Source organism: Pseudoduganella sp. LjRoot289 (genome assembly GCF_964252925.1).
Taxonomy (GTDB): Bacteria; Pseudomonadota; Gammaproteobacteria; order Burkholderiales; family Burkholderiaceae_D; genus Rugamonas.
Map to the genome: position 1 here is coordinate 5,157,847 of NZ_CAXUPN020000001.1, position 18,967 is coordinate 5,176,813.

The 18,967-nt window shown below is 66.0% G+C and carries 17 protein-coding genes; 7 read left to right on the forward strand and 10 right to left on the reverse strand.

Annotation, left to right across the window (positions count from 1 at the left end):
* The first annotated feature begins 2 nt into the window (after positions 1–2).
* Positions 3–485: an NUDIX hydrolase gene (locus ACSQ8Y_RS22180; protein ID WP_436268587.1), complete on the forward strand. Its 483-nt coding sequence runs from the start codon at positions 3–5 to the stop codon at positions 483–485.
* 23 nt (positions 486–508) lie between these two features.
* Positions 509–1,621 (forward strand): tRNA 2-thiouridine(34) synthase MnmA, encoded by a 1,113-nt coding sequence (gene mnmA, locus ACSQ8Y_RS22185; RefSeq protein ID WP_436268588.1) that lies wholly within the window; start codon positions 509–511, stop codon positions 1,619–1,621.
* A 6-nt stretch (positions 1,622–1,627) separates the two neighbouring features.
* Here the strand turns inward: mnmA and ACSQ8Y_RS22190 are convergent, their stop codons facing one another.
* Entirely contained in the window at positions 1,628–2,053 is a 426-nt protein-coding gene (locus tag ACSQ8Y_RS22190) for a response regulator (protein ID WP_436268589.1), read from the reverse strand.
* A gap of 25 nt (positions 2,054–2,078) precedes the next feature.
* Entirely contained in the window at positions 2,079–2,855 is a 777-nt protein-coding gene (locus ACSQ8Y_RS22195) for a 5'-3' exonuclease (protein ID WP_436268590.1), read from the reverse strand.
* 280 nt (positions 2,856–3,135) lie between these two features.
* Here ACSQ8Y_RS22195 and ACSQ8Y_RS22200 point away from each other — a divergent pair, with 280 nt between their 5' ends.
* Together ACSQ8Y_RS22200 and ACSQ8Y_RS22205 are read left to right on the forward strand one after the other, a co-directional pair.
* A complete protein-coding gene (locus ACSQ8Y_RS22200) occupies positions 3,136–5,508 on the forward strand; it encodes a catecholate siderophore receptor Fiu (RefSeq protein WP_436268591.1) in 2,373 nt (790 codons plus the stop codon).
* Between the two features lie 139 nt (positions 5,509–5,647).
* Entirely contained in the window at positions 5,648–7,255 is a 1,608-nt protein-coding gene (locus tag ACSQ8Y_RS22205; protein WP_436268592.1) for an FMN-binding glutamate synthase family protein, read from the forward strand.
* A 70-nt stretch (positions 7,256–7,325) separates the two neighbouring features.
* Here the strand turns inward: ACSQ8Y_RS22205 and ACSQ8Y_RS22210 are convergent, their stop codons facing one another.
* From ACSQ8Y_RS22210 to ACSQ8Y_RS22220, 3 genes are read right to left on the reverse strand one after another with little or no spacing between them, the layout of a single operon-like run.
* On the reverse strand, positions 7,326–7,592 hold the full coding sequence (locus ACSQ8Y_RS22210; protein ID WP_436268593.1) for a DUF6587 family protein: 267 nt from the start codon (positions 7,590–7,592) through the stop codon (positions 7,326–7,328).
* A 1-nt stretch (position 7,593) separates the two neighbouring features.
* Positions 7,594–9,483 carry a ferrous iron transporter B gene (gene feoB / locus ACSQ8Y_RS22215; RefSeq protein WP_436268594.1) on the reverse strand — a complete coding sequence of 630 codons (1,890 nt, stop codon included), beginning with the start codon at positions 9,481–9,483 and terminating at the stop codon, positions 7,594–7,596.
* A 3-nt stretch (positions 9,484–9,486) separates the two neighbouring features.
* A complete protein-coding gene (locus tag ACSQ8Y_RS22220) occupies positions 9,487–9,759 on the reverse strand; it encodes a FeoA family protein (RefSeq protein WP_436268595.1) in 273 nt (90 codons plus the stop codon).
* Between the two features lie 196 nt (positions 9,760–9,955).
* Here ACSQ8Y_RS22220 and ACSQ8Y_RS22225 point away from each other — a divergent pair, with 196 nt between their 5' ends.
* Together ACSQ8Y_RS22225 and ACSQ8Y_RS22230 are read left to right on the forward strand one after the other, a co-directional pair.
* A complete protein-coding gene (locus ACSQ8Y_RS22225) occupies positions 9,956–10,162 on the forward strand; it encodes a (2Fe-2S)-binding protein (protein WP_436268596.1) in 207 nt (68 codons plus the stop codon).
* Positions 10,163–10,169: 7 nt separating this feature from the next.
* Positions 10,170–10,838 carry an energy transducer TonB gene (locus tag ACSQ8Y_RS22230; protein ID WP_436268597.1) on the forward strand — a complete coding sequence of 223 codons (669 nt, stop codon included), beginning with the start codon at positions 10,170–10,172 and terminating at the stop codon, positions 10,836–10,838.
* On the opposite strand, the gene ACSQ8Y_RS22235 is transcribed toward ACSQ8Y_RS22230, so the two are convergent.
* Positions 10,835–11,515, reverse strand: a complete 681-nt coding sequence (locus ACSQ8Y_RS22235) for a Fe2+-dependent dioxygenase (protein WP_436268598.1) — start codon at positions 11,513–11,515, stop codon at positions 10,835–10,837. The two genes, ACSQ8Y_RS22230 and ACSQ8Y_RS22235, sit on opposite strands and share 4 nt — an antisense overlap.
* A 201-nt stretch (positions 11,516–11,716) precedes the next feature.
* Between ACSQ8Y_RS22235 and bfr the strand changes: the two genes are divergently transcribed.
* Complete coding sequence (gene bfr, locus ACSQ8Y_RS22240) at positions 11,717–12,187, forward strand: bacterioferritin (RefSeq protein WP_436268599.1); 471 nt, start codon at positions 11,717–11,719, stop codon at positions 12,185–12,187.
* 16 nt (positions 12,188–12,203) lie between these two features.
* On the opposite strand, the gene ACSQ8Y_RS22245 is transcribed toward bfr, so the two are convergent.
* The 4 genes from ACSQ8Y_RS22245 to ACSQ8Y_RS22260 are packed head-to-tail and all read right to left on the reverse strand — an operon-like array spanning position 12,204 to position 18,898.
* Positions 12,204–13,571, reverse strand: coding sequence for an MFS transporter (locus ACSQ8Y_RS22245; protein ID WP_436268600.1), 1,368 nt, complete (start codon positions 13,569–13,571; stop codon positions 12,204–12,206).
* A 20-nt stretch (positions 13,572–13,591) separates the two neighbouring features.
* Complete coding sequence (locus ACSQ8Y_RS22250; protein WP_436268601.1) at positions 13,592–14,542, reverse strand: PfkB family carbohydrate kinase; 951 nt, start codon at positions 14,540–14,542, stop codon at positions 13,592–13,594.
* Between the two features lie 23 nt (positions 14,543–14,565).
* Positions 14,566–16,482, reverse strand: a complete 1,917-nt coding sequence (locus tag ACSQ8Y_RS22255) for an alpha-amylase family glycosyl hydrolase (RefSeq protein WP_436268602.1) — start codon at positions 16,480–16,482, stop codon at positions 14,566–14,568.
* A 28-nt stretch (positions 16,483–16,510) separates the two neighbouring features.
* Complete coding sequence (locus ACSQ8Y_RS22260; RefSeq protein WP_436268603.1) at positions 16,511–18,898, reverse strand: TonB-dependent receptor domain-containing protein; 2,388 nt, start codon at positions 18,896–18,898, stop codon at positions 16,511–16,513.
* Positions 18,899–18,967: the final 69 nt, after the last annotated feature.

An 18,967-nucleotide genomic window follows, 5' to 3' on the forward strand; every position in this document is an offset into this window, starting at 1 on the left:
ACATGCCGCGAACCTGGAGACCCTCTGTTACCGTTGCCGCCGTCATCGAGCGCGATGGGAAATTCCTATTGATCGAAGAAGAAACCAGCGACGGCATCCGCCTGAACCAGCCGGCCGGTCACCTCGACCCGCTCGAATCGCTGGAACAGGCCGTGGTGCGCGAAGTGCTGGAGGAAACGGCCTACGATTTCACGCCGACCGGCCTGGTCGGCATGTATATGTCGCGCTACCGCTCGGCCCGCACCGGGGAAGCGGTGCAATACCTGCGTTTCGCGTTTTGCGGCGTGGCCGGCGCACTGCACGAAGACCGGCCGCTGGACGAGGGCATCCTGCGCACCATGTGGCTCACGCGCGATGAAATCGCCGCCTGTGCCGACCGCCACCGCAGCCCGTTGCTGCTGACCTGCGTGGACGAATACCTGGCCGGCAAGCGCGCGCCGCTGGACCTGTTGCATACTCACACGTCCGTATTTGATGAAGTTTGATCGCAGTTTTATAGGCATCAAGAATGAGCAAACAAAAAGTCGTTATCGGCATGTCGGGCGGGGTTGACTCCTCGGTTGCGGCGTGGATGCTGAAGGAACAGGGCTATGAAGTGATCGGCCTGTTCATGAAGAATTGGGAAGACGACGACGATAGTGAATACTGCTCGACCCGCGAGGACTGGATCGACGCGGCCAGCGTGGCCGACGTGGTGGGCGTGGACATCGAGGCGGTGAACTTCTCCGCCGAATACAAGGACCGCGTGTTCGCCGAGTTCCTGCGCGAATACCAGGCCGGCCGCACGCCGAACCCGGACGTGCTGTGCAATGCCGAAATCAAGTTCAAGGCCTTCCTCGACCACGCCATGCACCTGGGTGCCGACCTGATCGCCACCGGCCACTATGCGCGCGTGCGGCAGAACCCCGCCAGCCAGCGCTTCGAACTGCTGAAGGCCTTCGACCACACCAAGGACCAGAGCTATTTCCTGCACCGGTTGAACCAGGCGCAGCTGTCGAAGACCTTGTTCCCGCTGGGCGAGATCCCGAAAACCGAAGTGCGCCAGATCGCCGAAAAGCTGCAGTTGCCGAACGCGGCCAAGAAGGATTCGACCGGCATCTGCTTCATCGGCGAGCGCCCTTTCCGCGAGTTCCTGGGCCGCTACCTGTCGCACAAGCCCGGCCCGATGAAGACGCCGGACGGCAAGGTGGTGGGCGAGCATGTGGGCCTGTCGTTCTACACGCTGGGCCAGCGCAAGGGCATCGGCATCGGCGGCGTGAAGACCTACCAGAACGCCGACGGCAGCAGCGACGCCTGGTACGTGGCGCGCAAGGACATTGAAAACAACACGCTGTGGGTGGTGCAGGGGCACGACCATCCGTGGCTGCTGTCGTCCGCGCTGACGGCGGACCAGGCCAGCTGGGTCGCCGGCGTGGCGCCGGAGGCGGGCCGCATCTCGGCCAAGACGCGCTACCGCCAGGCCGACGTGCCGTGCGACGTGGCCGCCAGCGGCCTGCTCGACTTCTCGCTCGGCTTCCCGGACGCGCAGTGGGCGGTGACGCCGGGCCAGTCGGCCGTGCTGTACGACGGCGACGTCTGCCTCGGCGGTGGCATCATCGCCGCATCCACCTTCGCAACGTAGGGCGGGTTACGCTTCGCCGTCCGCGCCCGCTGCGCCGTTTTGATCCGCCAGCGCTTTCTGCTGGCGTTTTACCATGGCGATCACGGTGTTGCGTATGGTCTTGAGCACCGTGCCGGCGTTGAAGGGCTTGACGATGAAGCCGTTCACGCCCATCGCGTGGGCCTTCTGCACGGTGTCCGCGTCGAACTCGCTGGACACCATGAACAGCAGCGACTTCGGCCAGTCCTTGCGCAGTTCGCGCACCGATGCCTCGTCGGCGTCGAACACGTCGCGCGCGATGCAGACGATCTGCGGCTGGTATTTGACCATCAGCGCGATGGCGCTGTTGCCGGTGTGGCCCTGGCCCACCACGTCGTAGCCGCCGTCCATCAGCACGGTATTCAGCAGGCCGCGCGCCACCGCACTGGTGTCGATAATGACTGCCTTTAACATCTCTCACCCCACTCTTTTCTTATTATCACGCGGACTCCCAGGCCAGCATATTCCAGCTCACGCCGACCCGCACATCCGTCTTCAGCTGCACCAGCTGACGAGAAAGATACAGCATCTCGCGCTCTTTTCGTAGCGTTTCGCCCAGCGTGTCCTTGAGGATGCCCGCGCCGGCCATGATGGCGTCCAGGGTGCCGTAAGTACGCAACAGTTTGGCCGCCGTCTTCAGACCAACCTTGGACACGCCCGGAATGCTGTCGGTGGCGTCGCCCATCAGCGCCAGCAGGTCCGGCAGCTGTTCGGGCGGCACGCCCCACTTCTTCTCGCACCAGTCGTGGTCGTGCCATTCGCTCTTGAAATGGTCCCACACCAGCGCGCCCTGGGCAACCAGGCAGTGCAAGTCCTTGTCGGTGGTGGCGACCACCGCCGCGCCGCGCCCCTCGGCCAGCCAGCGCATCACCACGGTGCCGATCACGTCGTCCGCCTCCACGTCGGGCAGGCTGATGACGCGCAGGCCGAAGCCGGCCAGGCGCTGGTAGAACTCGGGCAGCGCCTCGCGCAGCACGCCGGGCATGGGCGCGCGGCCCTCGCGGTAGCCGGCGTAGAGTTCGTGGCGCCAGGTCGGGCCGCCGAAGTCGAAGGCCGGCAATACGTGCGTGGGCTGGTGGTCGGTGATCAGGTTGCGGAACGAGGACAGCGCGTGGCGCAGCGCGATTTCGGCCTTCAGGTCCGAATCGGGTTCGGGGCTGGCTTCATACACGCGGCGCACGATGTTGAGGCCGTCGATGGCGAGGAGTCTACCCATGGAAATTTGCTTCTGATTCGATCCGACATTTTAACTTATCACCGCATGGCCTGCCTCGACGCACCGCGCCCCGCCCATTGCGGATATCCGTCAGCAATTCCTCCGGGCCGCCCGGCGCGCGGCGGCTGGCCGCAATCCGCCTGCTTAGCATTGCCGTCATCGTTGCGCGGACGGCAATGCGGATCTCAATGCAAATGATAACAATTCCTATTTACATTCCTATTGCAAGTTGGTATCATCTTTGCAGATTTTTACAAAACATCCACCGAGAAGAAACATTATGGCAATCAAGAGCCGCAAACACGCTACCCCAGCTTTCACCCAGATGAACACGCTATTGGCTGCCATGTTGCTGCCGATGGCTGCCGCCCATGCCGCCGACGCGCCGTCCGCCGCAGCCGCCGAAGCCGATGCCGCGGCATCAGGCGCGGTGACGGAAGTGCGCGTCGAAGGCAGCAAGACCAATGATTTCAAGGCCGACCGCGCCTCGTCGATGAAATACACGGAACTGCTGGTGAACACGCCGCAGACCATTACCGTCATCAAGCGCGAACTGATCGAACAGCAAGGCGCCGCCACGCTGACCGAGGCGCTGGCCAACACCCCGGGCGTGGGCACCTTCTTCCTGGGCGAAAACGGCAACACCAACACCGGCGACGCGATTTACATGCGCGGTTTCGACACCTCCAGCAGCATCTACGTGGACGGCGTGCGCGACATGGGCTCGATCTCGCGCGACGTGTTCAATATCGAACAGATCGACGTGCTGAAAGGCCCGGCCGGCACCGACGGCGGCCGCGGCTCGCCGACCGGCTCGATCAACCTGAGCTCCAAGCAAGCGCAGATGCAGGACGCCTATTCCGGCCGCGTGACCCTAGGCAGCGCCAAGGAAAAACGCGCCACCGCCGACCTGAACACCGTGCTGAACGCGGAAAAAGGCATCGCCTTCCGCCTGAACGCGCTGGCGCTCGACAGCGGCAAGCCCGGCCGCGACGTGGTCAAGAACGAGCGCTGGGCGATCGCCCCGACCGTCGGCTTCGGCATCGGCAGCCCGACCCGCGTGATCCTGAGCTACCTGCACGTGGACCAGGACAACATCCCCGACGGCGGCGTGCCGACCATCGGCCTGCCCGGCTACACCAGCCCGGATTCGAACCAAAAAGACCCGGCCAAGCGCCGCACCTACCTGAACACTGCCGCCAGGGTCAATTCGGAAAGCTTCTACGGCTCGACCAGCGACTACGACAAGGTGAAAGCCGACATGGCCACCGTGCGCGTGGAACACGACTTGTCGCCGACCGTCAAGCTGCAGAACACCGCCCGCTACGGCAAGACCAAGCAGGACTACCTGCTGAGCGCCTTCACCGCCACCGGCACCAACCTGACGACCGGCGCCGAGGGCAACCTGGTGACCGAGAAAAACGGCAAGGTGCTGCCTTCGTCGGACTGGGAGCTGAAGCGTACCCTGCGCACCGTCAAGGACCAGCGCAACGAGATCCTGACCAACCAGACCACCGTCTCGGCTGAATTCGACGCTGCCGGCATGAAACACACCGCCATCGCCGGCCTGGAATTCGTCAACGAGAAGCAGGTCACCTACGGCTACGTGCCGGCCAGCCTGGGCGTGCTGGCGGACAGCAAGCTGTACAACCCGAACCCATCGGCGCCGGTGGGCGGCCTGAACCCGGTGCGCAACGGCGTATTCGGCGACGGCGCGACCAACACCCAGAGCCTGTACCTGTTCGACACGGCCAAGCTGGGCGAGCGCTGGATGTTCAGCGGCGGCGTCCGCGCCGACCACTTCAGCACCACTTTCCACGGTGCCGCACTGGCGACCGCGACCGCCAATCCCGGCGTGCCGGTCGGCTCGCTGGTGGCGACCAACCTGGAGCTGAAGGACACGCTGGTCAACGGCAAACTGTCGGCACTGTACAAGCCGACCGCCGAGAGCAGCGTGTACGCCACCGTGGCCAGCTCCAAGCAGCCGCCGGGCGGCGCCTCCTTCTCGCTGGCCACCACCGCCAACAGCGCGACCAATCCGAAGTTCGACCCGCAGGAAACCACCACCCAGGAAATCGGCGGCAAGTGGGACCTGCTGAAGCAGAAGCTGGCCCTGAACGCGGCCATCTACCGCACCACGGTGAAGAACGAAGTGGAAGCCGATCCGACCGACGCGACCAAGTTCTATCAAACCGGCAAGAAGCGCGTTGAAGGCGTGGAAATCGGCGTCACCGGCGAGATCACCCGCGGCTGGCTGGTCAGCGCGGGTTACGCCCACATGAAGACCGAAGTCCTGTCCGGCAAAGTGGTCACCGCCAGCGGGCAGAACCAGCTGAGCTACACGCCCAAGGATTCGTTCACCGCGTGGACCTCGTACACGCTGCCGTACGGCGTGAAAGTGGGCGGCGGCCTGCGCTACTCCGGCAAGCTGCTGCGCGGCACCGACGGCGCGGTCGGCACGCCGACCTATGCCGACGGCTACTGGGTCGCCAATGCGATGGCATCCTATGCCATCAACCGCAACGTGGACCTGCAGCTGAACGTGAACAACATCACCGACGAGACCTATGTCGCGGCGATCAACAAGTCCGGCTACCGCTACACCCCGGGCGCACCGCGTTCGGCCAGCCTGACCGCCAACATCCGCTTCTAAGGCGCAGCCCGCAGCACCCGCAAGCTCCCCCTACGGCAGGTCTTCACGGACCTGCCGCACCGCGCCACCGCTCATACCGGTGGCGTTTTTTTTGCTCCACCTCTACAATCGGCCCACTATCCCCGCGCCCGGAGCGTTCATGAGCCTATTGCGTTATTCCGCATTCGCCGGCGCCGCCGCCGCCCTGCCGCTGTCGCTGGCCTTGGGAGCGCCGCTGTGGGTGCCGGTGGCGGCGGGCTGCCTGACCATGGTCGGCATCGCCGACGTGCTGCAGACCAAGCGCGCGCTGCGCCGCAACTACCCCATCCTGGCGCACTTCCGCTTCATGTTCGAGGCCGTGCGCCCCGAGATCCGCCAGTACCTGCTGGAGGACGATATGTCGGCCGCGCCGTTCTCGCGCAACCAGCGCAGCATCGTCTACCAGCGCGCCAAGCTCGATTCCGACAAGCGCCCCTTCGGCACCCAGCTCGACGTCTACCAGGCCGGCTACGAATGGATCAACCACTCGATCCAGCCAGCCGCCGTGAACGGCCACAACTTCCGCATCGAGATCGGCAACCATCCGGACTGCCCGCGCGCGCAGCCCTATTCGGCCAGCGTGTTCAACGTCTCGGCGATGAGCTTCGGCGCGCTGTCGGCCAACGCCATCCTGGCGCTGAACGGCGGCGCGCGCATCGGCGGCTTCATGCACGATACCGGCGAAGGCAGCATCAGCCCCTACCACCGGCAAAACGGCGGCGACCTGGTATGGGAAATCGGCTCGGGCTACTTCGGCTGCCGCAACGACGACGGCACGTTTTCGGAAGAGCGCTTTGCCGCCAATGCCTGCACCGAGCAGGTCAAGATGATAGAACTGAAGCTGTCGCAAGGCGCCAAGCCGGGCCACGGCGGGGTGCTGCCCGGCTCCAAGGTGAGCCTGGAGATTGCCGCCACGCGCGGCGTGACGGCGGGCGTCGACTGTATCTCGCCGGCCAACCACTCGGCCTTCGGCACGCCGCTGGAAATGCTGGCCTTTATCGACAGGCTGCGCACTCTGTCCGGCGGCAAGCCGGCCGGCTTCAAGCTGGCGATCGGCCACCCGTGGGAGTTTTTCGGCATCGTCAAAGCCATGCTGGCGAGCGGCATCACGCCGGACTTCATCGTGGTCGACGGCAGCGAGGGAGGCACCGGTGCGGCGCCGGTGGAGTTCACCGACCATGTCGGCACGCCGCTGCAGGAAGCGCTGCTGCTGGTGCATAACACGCTGGTGGGTGCCGGATTACGCGACAGGATCAAGATTGGCGCGTCGGGCAAGATCATCACCGCCTTCGACATCGCACGCACCATGGCGCTGGGCGCCGACTGGTGCAATTCCGCGCGCGGCTTCATGTTCGCACTGGGCTGCATCCAGAGCCAGAGCTGCCACACCGACCACTGCCCGACCGGCGTCGCCACGCAGGACAAGCTGCGCCAGCGCGCACTGGTGGTCCCCGACAAGACCAGCCGCGTGGCCCACTTCCACCAGAACACCCTGAAGGCGCTGGCCGAGCTGATCGCCGCCGCCGGCCTGACGCACCCGTCCCAACTGAAGCCGCACCACATCGTGCGCCGGATCTCGCCCAACCAGGTGAAGCTGGCCTCGGCCCTGCTGCCCTACCTGGAGCCCGGCCAGCTGCTCGACCCCAGCCTGCTGTCCAAGCTGCCGCCGGTGTTCGGCCTGTACTGGCCGATGGCGCAGGCCGAGTCCTTCCACCCGCTGGAGCTGTGATAAAGGGGTCAGGGTTAGTTAGATTCGAAATCTACTAACCCTGACCCCTTTATTTTTTTCGGCCCACGGCTCAGCGCTGGACGTGGAGCTTGATGACGCGGTGGGTCGTGGGCGGGGATGGCGGGGCGGGCTTGTCGGTGTCGCAGGAGCCGCAGCTGCCGCAGCCGGAACCGCAGCCGTCCTGCACCTTGAACAACTTGGCCAGCCTTGCCTGGCTGTAGCCGCGCCGGGACAGCGCGTAGACGATCTGCCTGCGCCACGCGGCAGGCAGGTATTTGGTGCAGGCGTGCAGCAGGGCCGCCGCGACGATCAGTCCGACAATAATCTGCTGCCACATATCAGGCTCCCAGCGCCAGCGCGGCGCGGTAGGTGATGAACGACGCCGTATAGGCCAGCGCGAACATATAGCCTGCCATCGCCAGCGCGTAGCGCAGTTTGCCGGTCTCGCGGCGCACCACGCTCAAGGTGGACAGGCACTGCGGCGCGAACACGTACCAGGCCAGCAGCGACAAGGCGGTCGCCATCGACCAGGTCTGCGTCAGGATGGGCGCCAGCTGCGTGGCCAGTTCGTCGCCGGTCTGCGACAGCGCGTACACGGTGCCCAGCGCGCCCACCGCCACTTCGCGCGCGGCCATGCCGGGCACCAGCGCGATGCAGATCTGCCAGTTGAAGCCGATCGGCGCGAAGATGTATTCGAGGCCGCGCCCCAGCATGCCGGCCAGGCTGTAATAGATGGGCGGGTGGCTGGCGCCTTCCGGCGCGCCGGGGAAGCTGCTCAGGAACCACAGCAGCACCATCAGCGTCAGGATCACGGTGCCGACGCGCGACAGGAAGATCTTGGCGCGCTCCCACAGGCCGATGCCCAGGTTGCGCAAGTGCGGCCAGTGGTAGCTCGGCAGCTCGAGCATCAGCGGCTGCTGGCGGTTGCTGCCCATGGTGCGCTTCATGAACCAGGCCACGGCCATGGCGGACACGATGCCGGCGACATACAGGGTGAACAGCACCAGCCCTTGCAGGCTCAGGATGCCCCACACTTCGCGCTCCGGGATGAAGGCGGCGATCACGAGCGCGTACACCGGCAGGCGCGCCGAGCACGTCATCAAAGGCGCGATCATGATGGTGACCAGGCGGTCGCGCGGGTTCTGGATGGTGCGCGCCGCCATCACGCCGGGAATGGCGCAGGCAAAGCTCGACAGCAGCGGAATGAAGGCGCGCCCGGACAGGCCGACGCCGCCCATCAGCCGGTCCAGCAGGAAGGCCGCACGCGGCAGGTAGCCGCAGTCCTCCAGCACCAGGATGAAGAAGAACAGGATCAGGATCTGCGGCAGGAACACCAGCACGCTGCCGACGCCGCTCAGCACGCCGTCCACCAGCAGGCTGCGCAGCACGCCGTCGGCCATCTGGCCCTTGAGCAGTTCACCCACGCCCTCCACGCTGCCCTTGATCCACTCCATCGGCGGCGCGGCCCAGCTGAACACGGCCTGGAACACCAGGAACATCAGCACCGCCAGGATCACCGGGCCGATCACGGGATGCAGCACCACGTCGTCGATCTTCTCGCTCAGGTTGCCCTTGTCCTGGCTGTCGTTGCTGACCAGCGCCAGGATGCGGCGCACTTCGCGCTGCGTCTCCTCCACCGGCACCGCGTCGATCGCGGCCAGCGGATGGGCCTTCGTGACGTGCAGCGGCCACATCTCGTCGAGCGCGCGCAGCAGCGACTTCTCGCCGCCGGCCGTCACCGCCACGGTTTCGACCACGGTCATGCCCAGTTCCTGGGCCAGCTTGTCCGCGTCGACGACGATGCCGCGCTTCTTGGCCACGTCCACCATGTTCAGCGCCAGTATCATCGGCAGGCCGAGGCGCTTTATCTCCAGCACCAGGCGCAGGTTCAGGCGCAGATTGGTGGCGTCGACCACGCACACCACCACGTCCGGCGATGCCTCGTTGGCGCGCAGGCCGGCCACCACGTCGCGCGTGATGGCTTCGTCCGGCGTATGGGCTTTCAGCGAATAGGCGCCCGGCAGGTCGATCAGGCGGTAGCCATGGCCGGCGGGCGAGGTGAACTGGCCTTCCTTGCGTTCTATGGTCACGCCGGCGTAGTTGGCCACCTTCTGGCGCGCGCCGGTCAGGCGGTTGAACAGCGCGGTCTTGCCGCAGTTGGGATTGCCCAGCAAGGCCACCATCGGGGCATGCGCCACGGCCTGCGCCGGTTTTTCTACAGCACCCATGGCTTATTCCGGTTGTATGGAGATCAGCGCGGCTTCGAAGCGGCGCAGCGCGAACGTGGAGTTGCCCACCTTGATGGCCAGCGGCTCGCCGCCCGGCATGCCGCGCTTCAGCATGCGGATGCGTTCGCCCGGCACGAAACCGAGCTCCATCAGGCGCCGCGCCAGGTCGGCGCCGTCTTCCACGTCCTGCGGATTGCCCGGCGCGACATGCACCACGGTGGCGCTTTTCCCGACTTCCAGCGAGTCGAGTTGGATCAGGGAAGGCGCTTGCGTCATGGGGTTTCCAGTCGGGTCGGTGATGAATTTCTGTGCGCCATTATAAGGCTAAATGCGAATGAGTTGGATTTGCAGGAACTGCTTGCATTGTACGCCGGACTGCGGCAGAATAGGAAACGTAATGATAATGATTCTCACTTAAGAAACTGTTAAGCATGCAGAATCGGCATCAAAAACTCAGCCAGAAGGTAACGCAATGATTGTTTGTATCTGCAACAACATCTCAGACCGCGAAATCCGTCAAGCCATAGATCTGGGTATCACTTCCATGGACGAACTGCGCCGCGACCTCGGCCTGGCCACTTGCTGCGGCCAATGTTCCTCCACTGCCGAAGAGATCCTGAACGAACACGTGGGCCGCCTCAACGAAACAGTATTGAAGCGGACCTCCTTGACCACATAGGAGCGCGATGTACACGATGACGATAGACGGCCCCGCCGCAAGGGGCCAGGGACACGTAGCCAAATTCGCCATCGTCGCCGCCGTCCACGCGGGACTGTTCTACATGCTGCAAGCCGGCATGTTGCGCGACGTGGTGCACGCCGTGCTGCCGCAAGCCGTGCACGTATCGTTCGTGGCGCCACCGGCGCCCGCTCCGGAACCCGCGCCGAAAATCGTTCCCGTCTTGCCGCAAGCCCCGGCCATCGCGCCGCCGCCCTTGCCCTTGCTCAATATCACTGTCGACAACACCATCACGCCGCAGGTCCAGCCGCGCAGCGAAATGCTGCCCGTACCGGTGCCGGCTGCCGCGCCGCCTCAGCAGCAAGCCGCCGCGCCGGCGCCCGCCAAGCCGTCCGCGCCGCGCCTGGTGGAAGGCGTGGAATACCTGCGCCCGCCGGCCCCCGTCTATCCCATCCTCTCGCGCCGCATGGGCGAATCCGGCGTGGTCATGCTGCGTGTGCTGATCAGTGAAAAAGGATTACCCGAGCAGGCCACCGTGCAAAAGTCTTCCGGCTCCGGCAAGCTCGACGAAGCAGGCCGGCTGGCCGCGATGCGCAGCCTGTTCAAGCCTTATATGGAAGACGGCAAGCCGGTCGCCGTCTACGTGATCGTGCCGATCAACTTCCAGCTCTCCTAGAGCTCGGCCCACATGCGCAGCAGGTTGTGATAGTGGCCGGTCAGGCCGACCACGGCGTCGCCGTCGCCGTGCTGGGCGCGCAGTTTCTGGATGTTCTGATCCAGTTCGAATAACATGCCCCGCTTCCAGTCGTCGCGCACCATGCTCTGGCTCCAGAGGAAGGACGCGATGCGCTCGCCGCCGGTCACCGGCATCACGCGGTGCACGCTGCTGGACGGGTAGACGATGGCGTCGCCGGCCGGCAGCTTTACTTCGTGCGCGCCGTAGGAGTCCATCACCACCAGTTCGCCGCCCTCGTACTCCTCGGGTGCGCTGAGGAACACGGTGGTGGAGACATCGGCCCGCATATTCTGCAAGGTGCGGCTGTCGGTGCGCACGGCGCCGTCGATGTGCAGGCCATACTGCTCGCCGCCGGCATAACTGTTGAAGTATGGCGGCAGGATGCGCAGCGGCAGCACGGACGCGAAGAACAAGGGATGGGCGGTCAGTGCGCGGGCCACGATGTCGCCCAGCTCCTTGGCCAGCGGCGAGCCCTCCGCCAGCTGGCGGTTGCGCTTGACCTGCGCGCCCTGCTGGCCGACGCTGGCGCGGCCGTCGATCCAGTCGGTCTGCGCCAGTTTCTGGCGGAAATACTTCACCTGCTCCGGCGTCAGCACACCGGGTATATGCAACATCATGATCGGTCCTCGCGTGGGGCTAAGCCGATATTATCCGCCAAGCGCGCGCTTAACGAAAACGATAATTATTCGCACTTCGAACAGCATTTTCACCACCACTATTATCTGGCCATTCTTTCATCTTTTACTTAGAGATATGAGAAGTTCGTGGCAAAATGGCGGCATTTCCCGCTTCAACAACCAGATAAAAGAGAGCCTCCCATGAAGGGTGATACCGACGTCCTCCGTCTGCTGAACGCACAGCTGACCAACGAACTGACCGCCATTAACCAGTACTTCCTGCACGCGCGCATGTACCGCCACTGGGGCTTCGAGAAGATCGCGAAGAAAGAGTACGAAGAATCGATCGGCGAAATGAAACACGCCGACAAACTGATCGACCGCATCCTGATGCTGGACGGCCTGCCCAACCTGCAGGCGCTGCACAAGGTGATGATAGGCGAGAACACCGAAGAGATGCTGGCCCTGGACCTGAAACTGGAACGCGGCGCGCACATCACGATCAAGGAAGGCATCGCGCAATCCGAGAAGGTCGGCGACTACGTGTCGCGCGACCTGCTGCTGATGATACTGGAAGACACCGAAGAACACATCGAGTGGCTGGAAACGCAGATCGACCTGGTCGCCAAAGTCGGCATCCAGAACTATCTGCAGAGCCAGATGGCCGAATAAGCCCCCGGCTTACGCTTCAGCCCTTGGCCGCCGCCCCCGCTGCGGCGGCCAGCTCCCCTCCCGCCTCCTGGCCCCGCCCTGCCGCCGCCCTCACCTTCACCAGCAGCATCGCCGCCGCCGCGCACAGCATCAGCACGCCCGCCAGCTGGATCACGTTTTCCGGACGCCCGCCCAGCCATGCCCGGTAGTACAGCGGCAAGGTCAGGATCTGGATGATCATCGGAATCACGATGAACATATTGAAGATGCCCATGTAGACGCCGGTGCGCTCGGGCGGAATGCTGCCCGCCAGGATCACGTAGGGATTGCCCATCATGCTGGCCCAGGCCACGCCTATGCCCAGCATCGGCAACAGCAGCAAGGCCGGACTGTGGATCAGCGGTATCGCCAGCATGCCGGCGCCGGCCAGCGCCAGGCAGACACTGTGCATGCGCTTGGGGCCATAGCGGCGCGTGAACGGCACCAGCGCGAAAGCGGCCAGGAAGGCGATGAAGTTGTAGAAGGCGCCGATCTGGCCGTTCAGCAGGCCCGCTTCGCGGAAGCCGGGCGAGGCCGGGTCCGTGCTGTGGAACACCGTGGAGGCCAGCGACAGCATGATGTACTGCCAGTAGCAGAACATGGCGTACCACTGGAACAGCTGCACCGGCGCCAGCTGGCGCATGGTGGGCGGCATGTCGCGCACGGCGGCGGCGATCTCGCCCAGCGTGTTGCGCCAGCCCTTGGGCGCGGCGCGCATGCGGCACAGTTCCGCCTCATCGAGCGGCAGCTCGGGCGTGGTCTTCAAGGTCCACAGCACACTGCTCAGCGAAAACACGGCGCCGATCAGGAAGGCCGCGATCACCACGTGCGGAATGTGGCTGCCGCTGACCGCGTCCCTGCTCATTCCGAGGAACACCAGCAGGGACGGCGTCAGATAGGCCAGCGTCTGCCCCAGTCCCGTGAACGCGCTCTGGGTCAGGAAGCCGAGCGAGTGCTGGGACGGCGCCAGGCGGTCGCTGACGAAGGCGCGGTAGGGTTCCATGGTGACGTTGTTGGCCGCGTCCAGTATCCACAGCAGGCTGGCGGCCATCCACAGCGCGGAACTGAACGGCATGGCCAGCAGCCCCAGGCTGCACAGGATGGCGCCGACCAGGAAGTAGGGGCGGCGGCGGCCGAAGCGGCTGGTGGTGCGGTCGCTCAGCGCGCCCACCAGCGGCTGCACCAGCAGGCCGGTGACGGGACCGGCCAGCCACAGGTAGGGCAAGCTGGCCTCGTCCGCGCCAAGGTAGCTGTAGATGGGACTCATGCTGCTTTGCTGCAGGCCGAAACTGAACTGGATGCCGAAGAATCCGACGTTCATGTTGACGATCTGCCAGAACGAAAGGTGCGGCTTGTGCTGCGCCATGATGTGCTCCGGTGCGGATCTCAGGCGGCGCTGTTCCAGCGCGCGACCCAGGGTTGATAGAAGGCGGTGTCCTGCGGTACGGCGCCGGCGATGCCGCAGATGGCGGCGGCAAAGGCGTTGGCGCGCGCCATGGTTTGCGCCAGCGGCCAGCCTTGCGCGCTGCCGTACAGGTAGACGGCGGAGAAGGCGTCGCCGGCGCCGACGGTGTCGGCCATGCGCGGCACTTCGGCCGGGCCGCTGGCGGTGACGTCGCCGGCGGCGCTGTAGTGCACTGCGCCGCGCGGACCGAGCGTGACGATGATGCTGGCCAGCGAGAACTTGGTGATCAGCTCGGCGCAAGCCATGCGCACATCCAGGCTGTCCATGTCGGCGGTGCCGGGGCTGATGTGGGCGTACCAGTCGAACAGCTGCATCAGCTCATCCTCGTTGACCTTCAGCGTGTCGGCCTGGCACAGCGAGTCGAACACGGTGGCCTCGGTGGCCTGGCCGTCGCGCAGGTTCAGGTCCAGGTAGCGCGGCGCCGGACAGGCTTGCAGCAGTGCCTGCAATGCGGCGCGGCCGCCTTCGCTGCGCTGGGCCAACGTGCCGAAGTAGACGGCGGCGGGGACAGGCGATGCCGCCAGCGCGGCCAGCATGGGTGCGCTCTGCACCCGGTCGTAAGCCTGGTCGGGCAGGATGTGAAAGCGGTGACTGCCGTCGCCGGTGCGCTCCACCTGCACGCGCCCGGTCGGTTCGCCCGCCCCCACTTGCAGCCCGGCCTCGCTCATGCCGAAACGGCCGAACTCGGCGCGCATGCGGGCGCCGTTGGCGTCGTCACCGACGCGCGTCACCATCAGCGGCGGCATGCCGAAGCCGGCCAGGTTGCGCGCCACATTGAAGGGCGCGCCGCCCACCACTTGCACATCGCCGAAATCGTCGACCAGCGCTTCGCCGTAGACCACGGCCGCAGCCGTTTTTGCTTGCTGTTCCATCTGTATTCCTAGCTTGTCGGTTGTCATCGCGCGGCCTCCAGCCAAAGCATGGCCCAGGGCGCCAACTCCACTACACCCGAGCATACCTGCCCTGTCAAGCTGTCGCGCCAGGCGCCTTCCAGCGTGTGGCGCTGCGCGGCGCCGGAAAAATTGAACAGCGCCAGGAAGCGCGGGCCGCGCGCCAGCGCCAGCACGGCGGGCGCCGACTCCAGCACCGTGCGCGGCGCGCCGGCGGCCAACGCGTCCAGCCGCCTGCGCACGGCCAGCAGCGCGCGCAGGCCGCCGTACATCCGCCCGGCGGCGGTGGATGCATCGTGGCGCTGCTCAAAGGCGTGTTCGTCAAATGCGGGACGCTGCAGCCAGCGGCTGTCCATCGCGTGCTCGGGGCGCGCCAGGTAGCCATGGTCGTTGCACTGGGCCAGTTCGTCGCCCATGTACAGCACCGGCAGCGCGCCGGCGCACAAGGCCAGGCCGTGCAGCAGCAAGGCACGCCGCAGCGCCCCGTCACGCAGCGCAGGGCTGGCGGCTTCCAGCCCCGCCAGCGCGGCCGCCATGCCGTTGCTGCCATGCGCCGCGTTCGGATCGCTGCTCTGGAATGCGACGCCGGCCGGCAGCGCGCCGTCGGCATAGCTGCCAGCCGCGCCGCCGTAGAAATTGGCGATGGCGGCCAGGCGCGCGCGGGCGTGCTGCTTCCCGCCGCCCTCGGCTGCCGCGGCTGCCGCCAATGCCGCGTCACCTTCGGCTTCGGCACGCAGCACGTTCCAGCCGATGTCGTCGTGGCAGCGCACATAGCTGAGCCAGGAAGTGTCGGCCGGCAGATCAGGTGTGCGCGCCAGCACTTCGCGCAGCAGCGCGCCGTCCTGCTCGGCCAGTGCGCCCCAGCCGGCCGCCATCAGGCTGCTGTGGTAGGCGATGTGGCATTCCGGCCCGGCCGCGTCGCCGAAGTAGGCGGGCAACTCGGCGATCGGCACGATGGCCTCGGCCTTGAGCAGCACGCCAGGCGCGGCGATGGCGACGATGGCGCGCAGCGCCTGCAGCAAGGCGTGCGCCTCCGGCTGGTTCATGCAGTTCGTGCCTTCCCGCTTCCACAGGAAAGCGGTCGAGTCGAGCCGGAACACTTCGACGCCGCGATTGGCCAGCCGCAGCAGCGCGGCGGCCATCTCGGCGAACACCGCCGGGTTGGCGTAGTTCAGGTCCCACTGGTAGGGATAGAAGGTGGTCCAGACCCAGCCGCCCATGGCGTCGACTTGCGTGAAATTGCCGGGCGCCACCTGCGGGAACACCTGGCCCACCGTGCGCTCGTAACGGTCCGGCAGCACGCGGTCGGGGAAGACGTGGAAGTAACCGCGCAGCGCAGCGTCGCCGCCGCGCGCCCCCTGCGCCCATGCATGGTCGTCGGCCACGTGGTTGAGGATGAAGTCCGAGCACAAGCTGATGCCGGCCGCGCGCAACTGCGCGGTCAGCGCGTCCAGGTCGGCGTTGCCGCCCAGGCGCGGATCGACGTCGTCGAAGCTGGCGACCGCGAAACCGCCGTCGTTTTCGCCGGCGCGCGGCCGCAGGAAAGGCAGCAGGTGCAGATAACGCACGCCCAGTTCCTGCAGGTGCGGGATGCGCCGCGCCACGCCGGCCAGGCTGCCGCCGAAGCGGTCGGCGTAGGCGCAGTAGCCCAGCATGGCCTGGTCCAGGAACCAGTCCGGGCGCGCCAGCCGCTCGGCATCCTGGGCTTGCAGCGCGGCCGGCCGCGCTGCAGCCAGACGCCCCACTTGCGCCAGTAGATCCGCATACCACTGCTGGAAGCCGGGCTGGCCGCCGTACAGGCCGGACAGGCGCCGGTACAGCACGCCCTCCTGCTCGCCATAACGGCGCGTGACTGCATCACGCTCCGATTCGGGCAGCGCCGGCATGGCGGACAACAAGGACTGCAAAGGCGGGGACATCATGATCATCTTCAGTAACTAGGCGTAAAGGTCAGAAGGAGTAGCTCAGGCTGGCCTTGACGGCGCGGCCGGTGATGGCGCGCGCGGCGTGGCCGTCGCCTTCCACCTCGGTATAGCCAAGCCGGTCGAACAGGTTGTTCGCGCTCAGCATGAGCTGGATTTTCGGCGTCACGCTGTACTGCACGAAGGCGTTCACCACGCGGTAGGCCGGCATGACGATGGTATGGGCGTCGTCGGCCCAGGCCTTGCCGGTGCCGACCAGGCTCGCGCCTATGGTGGCGTCGCCCCAGGTGTAGCTTGGCGCCAGCTGGTAGACCACGCGGGCCTGGCGGCGCGGCGTGTTGCCGATCACCGCTTCCTGGCCGGGCGCGGTGCCGGTGATTTCGGCGTCGGTCCAGGTCAGGCCGCCGTTCATGCGGAAGTCGCCCAGGCGGTAGGCCGCCTCCAGCTCGGCGCCGCGCGCGCGGTAGCGGTTGGCGGTGCTGATCTGGGTGGTCGCTTCGTAGTTGCTCTCGCTGGTCTTGGCCTCGAACAGCGTCAGGAAGGCGCTGGCCCCGCCCTGCCGCCACTTCACGCCGCCTTCCAGCTGCTTGACGGTGTTGATGTTGACCGGCGCGCTGCCGTCGAGCGGGGTGCCGAACAGGATGCGGTCGGCGTTGAAGGCCACGCCGTCGCTGGCGCGGGCGAACAGCGACAGGTTGCGCTGCAGCTGGTAGTTGCCGCCTATCGAGTAGGAGGTGTGGTCGATCTTGTAGTTGACCATCTGCTGGGTGGCCGCTTCGTAGCGCAGCCCGCCGGTGGCGATGTTGGCCGTGCCGGTGGCACGCTGGCGGTCCTGGCGCACGCTGGCGTCGACGTTGAGCGGGCCGTTTTCCCAGCCCAGGTTCAGATAGGGCGAATCGAGCTTGTATTCCATGTCCACCGCGCGCGAGCAGCAGCCGCCGAAGGCCGGACCGATGAAGCCGGGCGTGCTGCTCGCCGTTTGCAGCAGGGCCGGGCTGTCGCCCTTGGCCTGCATCAGGTATTCGTTGAAGTTCCACGTCAGGCCGAGCTGCTGCGACGACGTGTACAGGCCGGCGGTGCCGGTCAGCTTGGCGCCGCCCAGCGTCAGCGATTTCGACAGCTTGACGTCGTTCAGCGTATTGCCCGCGTCGTCGATGGAGGTGTTGAACACCACGGCGTTGAAGGCGCGGCCCTGGTAGGCCTGGCCCTTCTGCGGCCCGGTGGCGATCACGTAGCTGCCCACCACGCCGTTATTGGACGGGAACACGCCGATGAAGCGGCCGCTGTTGCTGGACTTGCGGAAGTTCTCGCTCAGCGTGACGCCCTGGCCCAGGTCGAGCGAGAGCGCGACGCCGAAGCTGTCGCTCTTGACGGCCAGGCCGTCGTTGACGTTGCTCGACACCTTGCCGTTGTTCTTGTCCAGCGACACGTCGCGCACCCAGTTCGGCGAGTAGAAGCTGACCGTGCGCGGATCCATGCCCGGCAGTTCGCTGATGCGCCCGCGATTGACTTGCACCGGCACCGGCAGCGCGGTCGGCGATTTGTCGTCCAGGTGCTTGAAAGACAGGCGCAGGAAACCGCCGTCGAATTCGTGCGTGATGTTGCCCCGGACCTGGCCGCCGTCTTCGGTCTTCATGCCGGTCGGGCGGATGCCTTCGCCGTTGCGGTAGTGGCCACCGATGAAGAAGCGCGTCTTGGCCGTCAGCGGGCCGCCATAGCTGAAGTCGTAGCGGGTCTGGTCGTAGCCCAGGCCGCGCGTGATGCCGATATTGCCGCCCTGCTCGTCGCCGGTCTTGGAGATGAAGTTGATGATGCCGCCCGGCGAGTTGCTGGCCAGCGTGGAGGCGGAACCGCCGCGCACCACTTCCAGGTGGTCCAGCGTGCCATCGATCTTGACGTAGCTGTCCGGCGTGATGAAGTTGAAGTCGCCCGACTGCAGCACCGGCAAGCCGTCTTCCTGCATCTGCACGTAGCGCGAGCCGCCGGCCGAAATCGGCACACCGCGCACGGTGATGTTGGCGTTGCCCTCGCCGCCCGACGATTCCGAACGCAGGCCCGGGATGGCGCGCAACAGCTCGGCGGCGCTGGTGGGGGCGTTGCGCGTCATCGCGTCCAGGTCCATGGTGCTGGAGGACACGCTGGACTTCATTTTCGACTGGCCGCGCGCGGTGCCGGTGACGATCACGCGCTCGAGGTTCAGGCCGTCGGCGGCGGCGGCGACCGGGGCCGGAGCGGCAGTGGCGGTGGCTGTACTGGCGGTGCCGCTGCCGGCGGCGTTAGCGGCAGTAGCGGCATCGGATTGCGCGGCGACGGCCTGCTCGGTGGAGGGGGATTGCTGGGCGGTGGCGCTCAGGTGCATCAGTGCGGTTGCGACGGCCGCAGCCATGCAGCCCAATTTAGCTGGGTGGAATTTCATTTCGGTCTCCTCCGGTTTTAGGGGCGCCGCATCGTTTGGCGGCATGTCTGCTGTGTGCAGTTGCCTCAT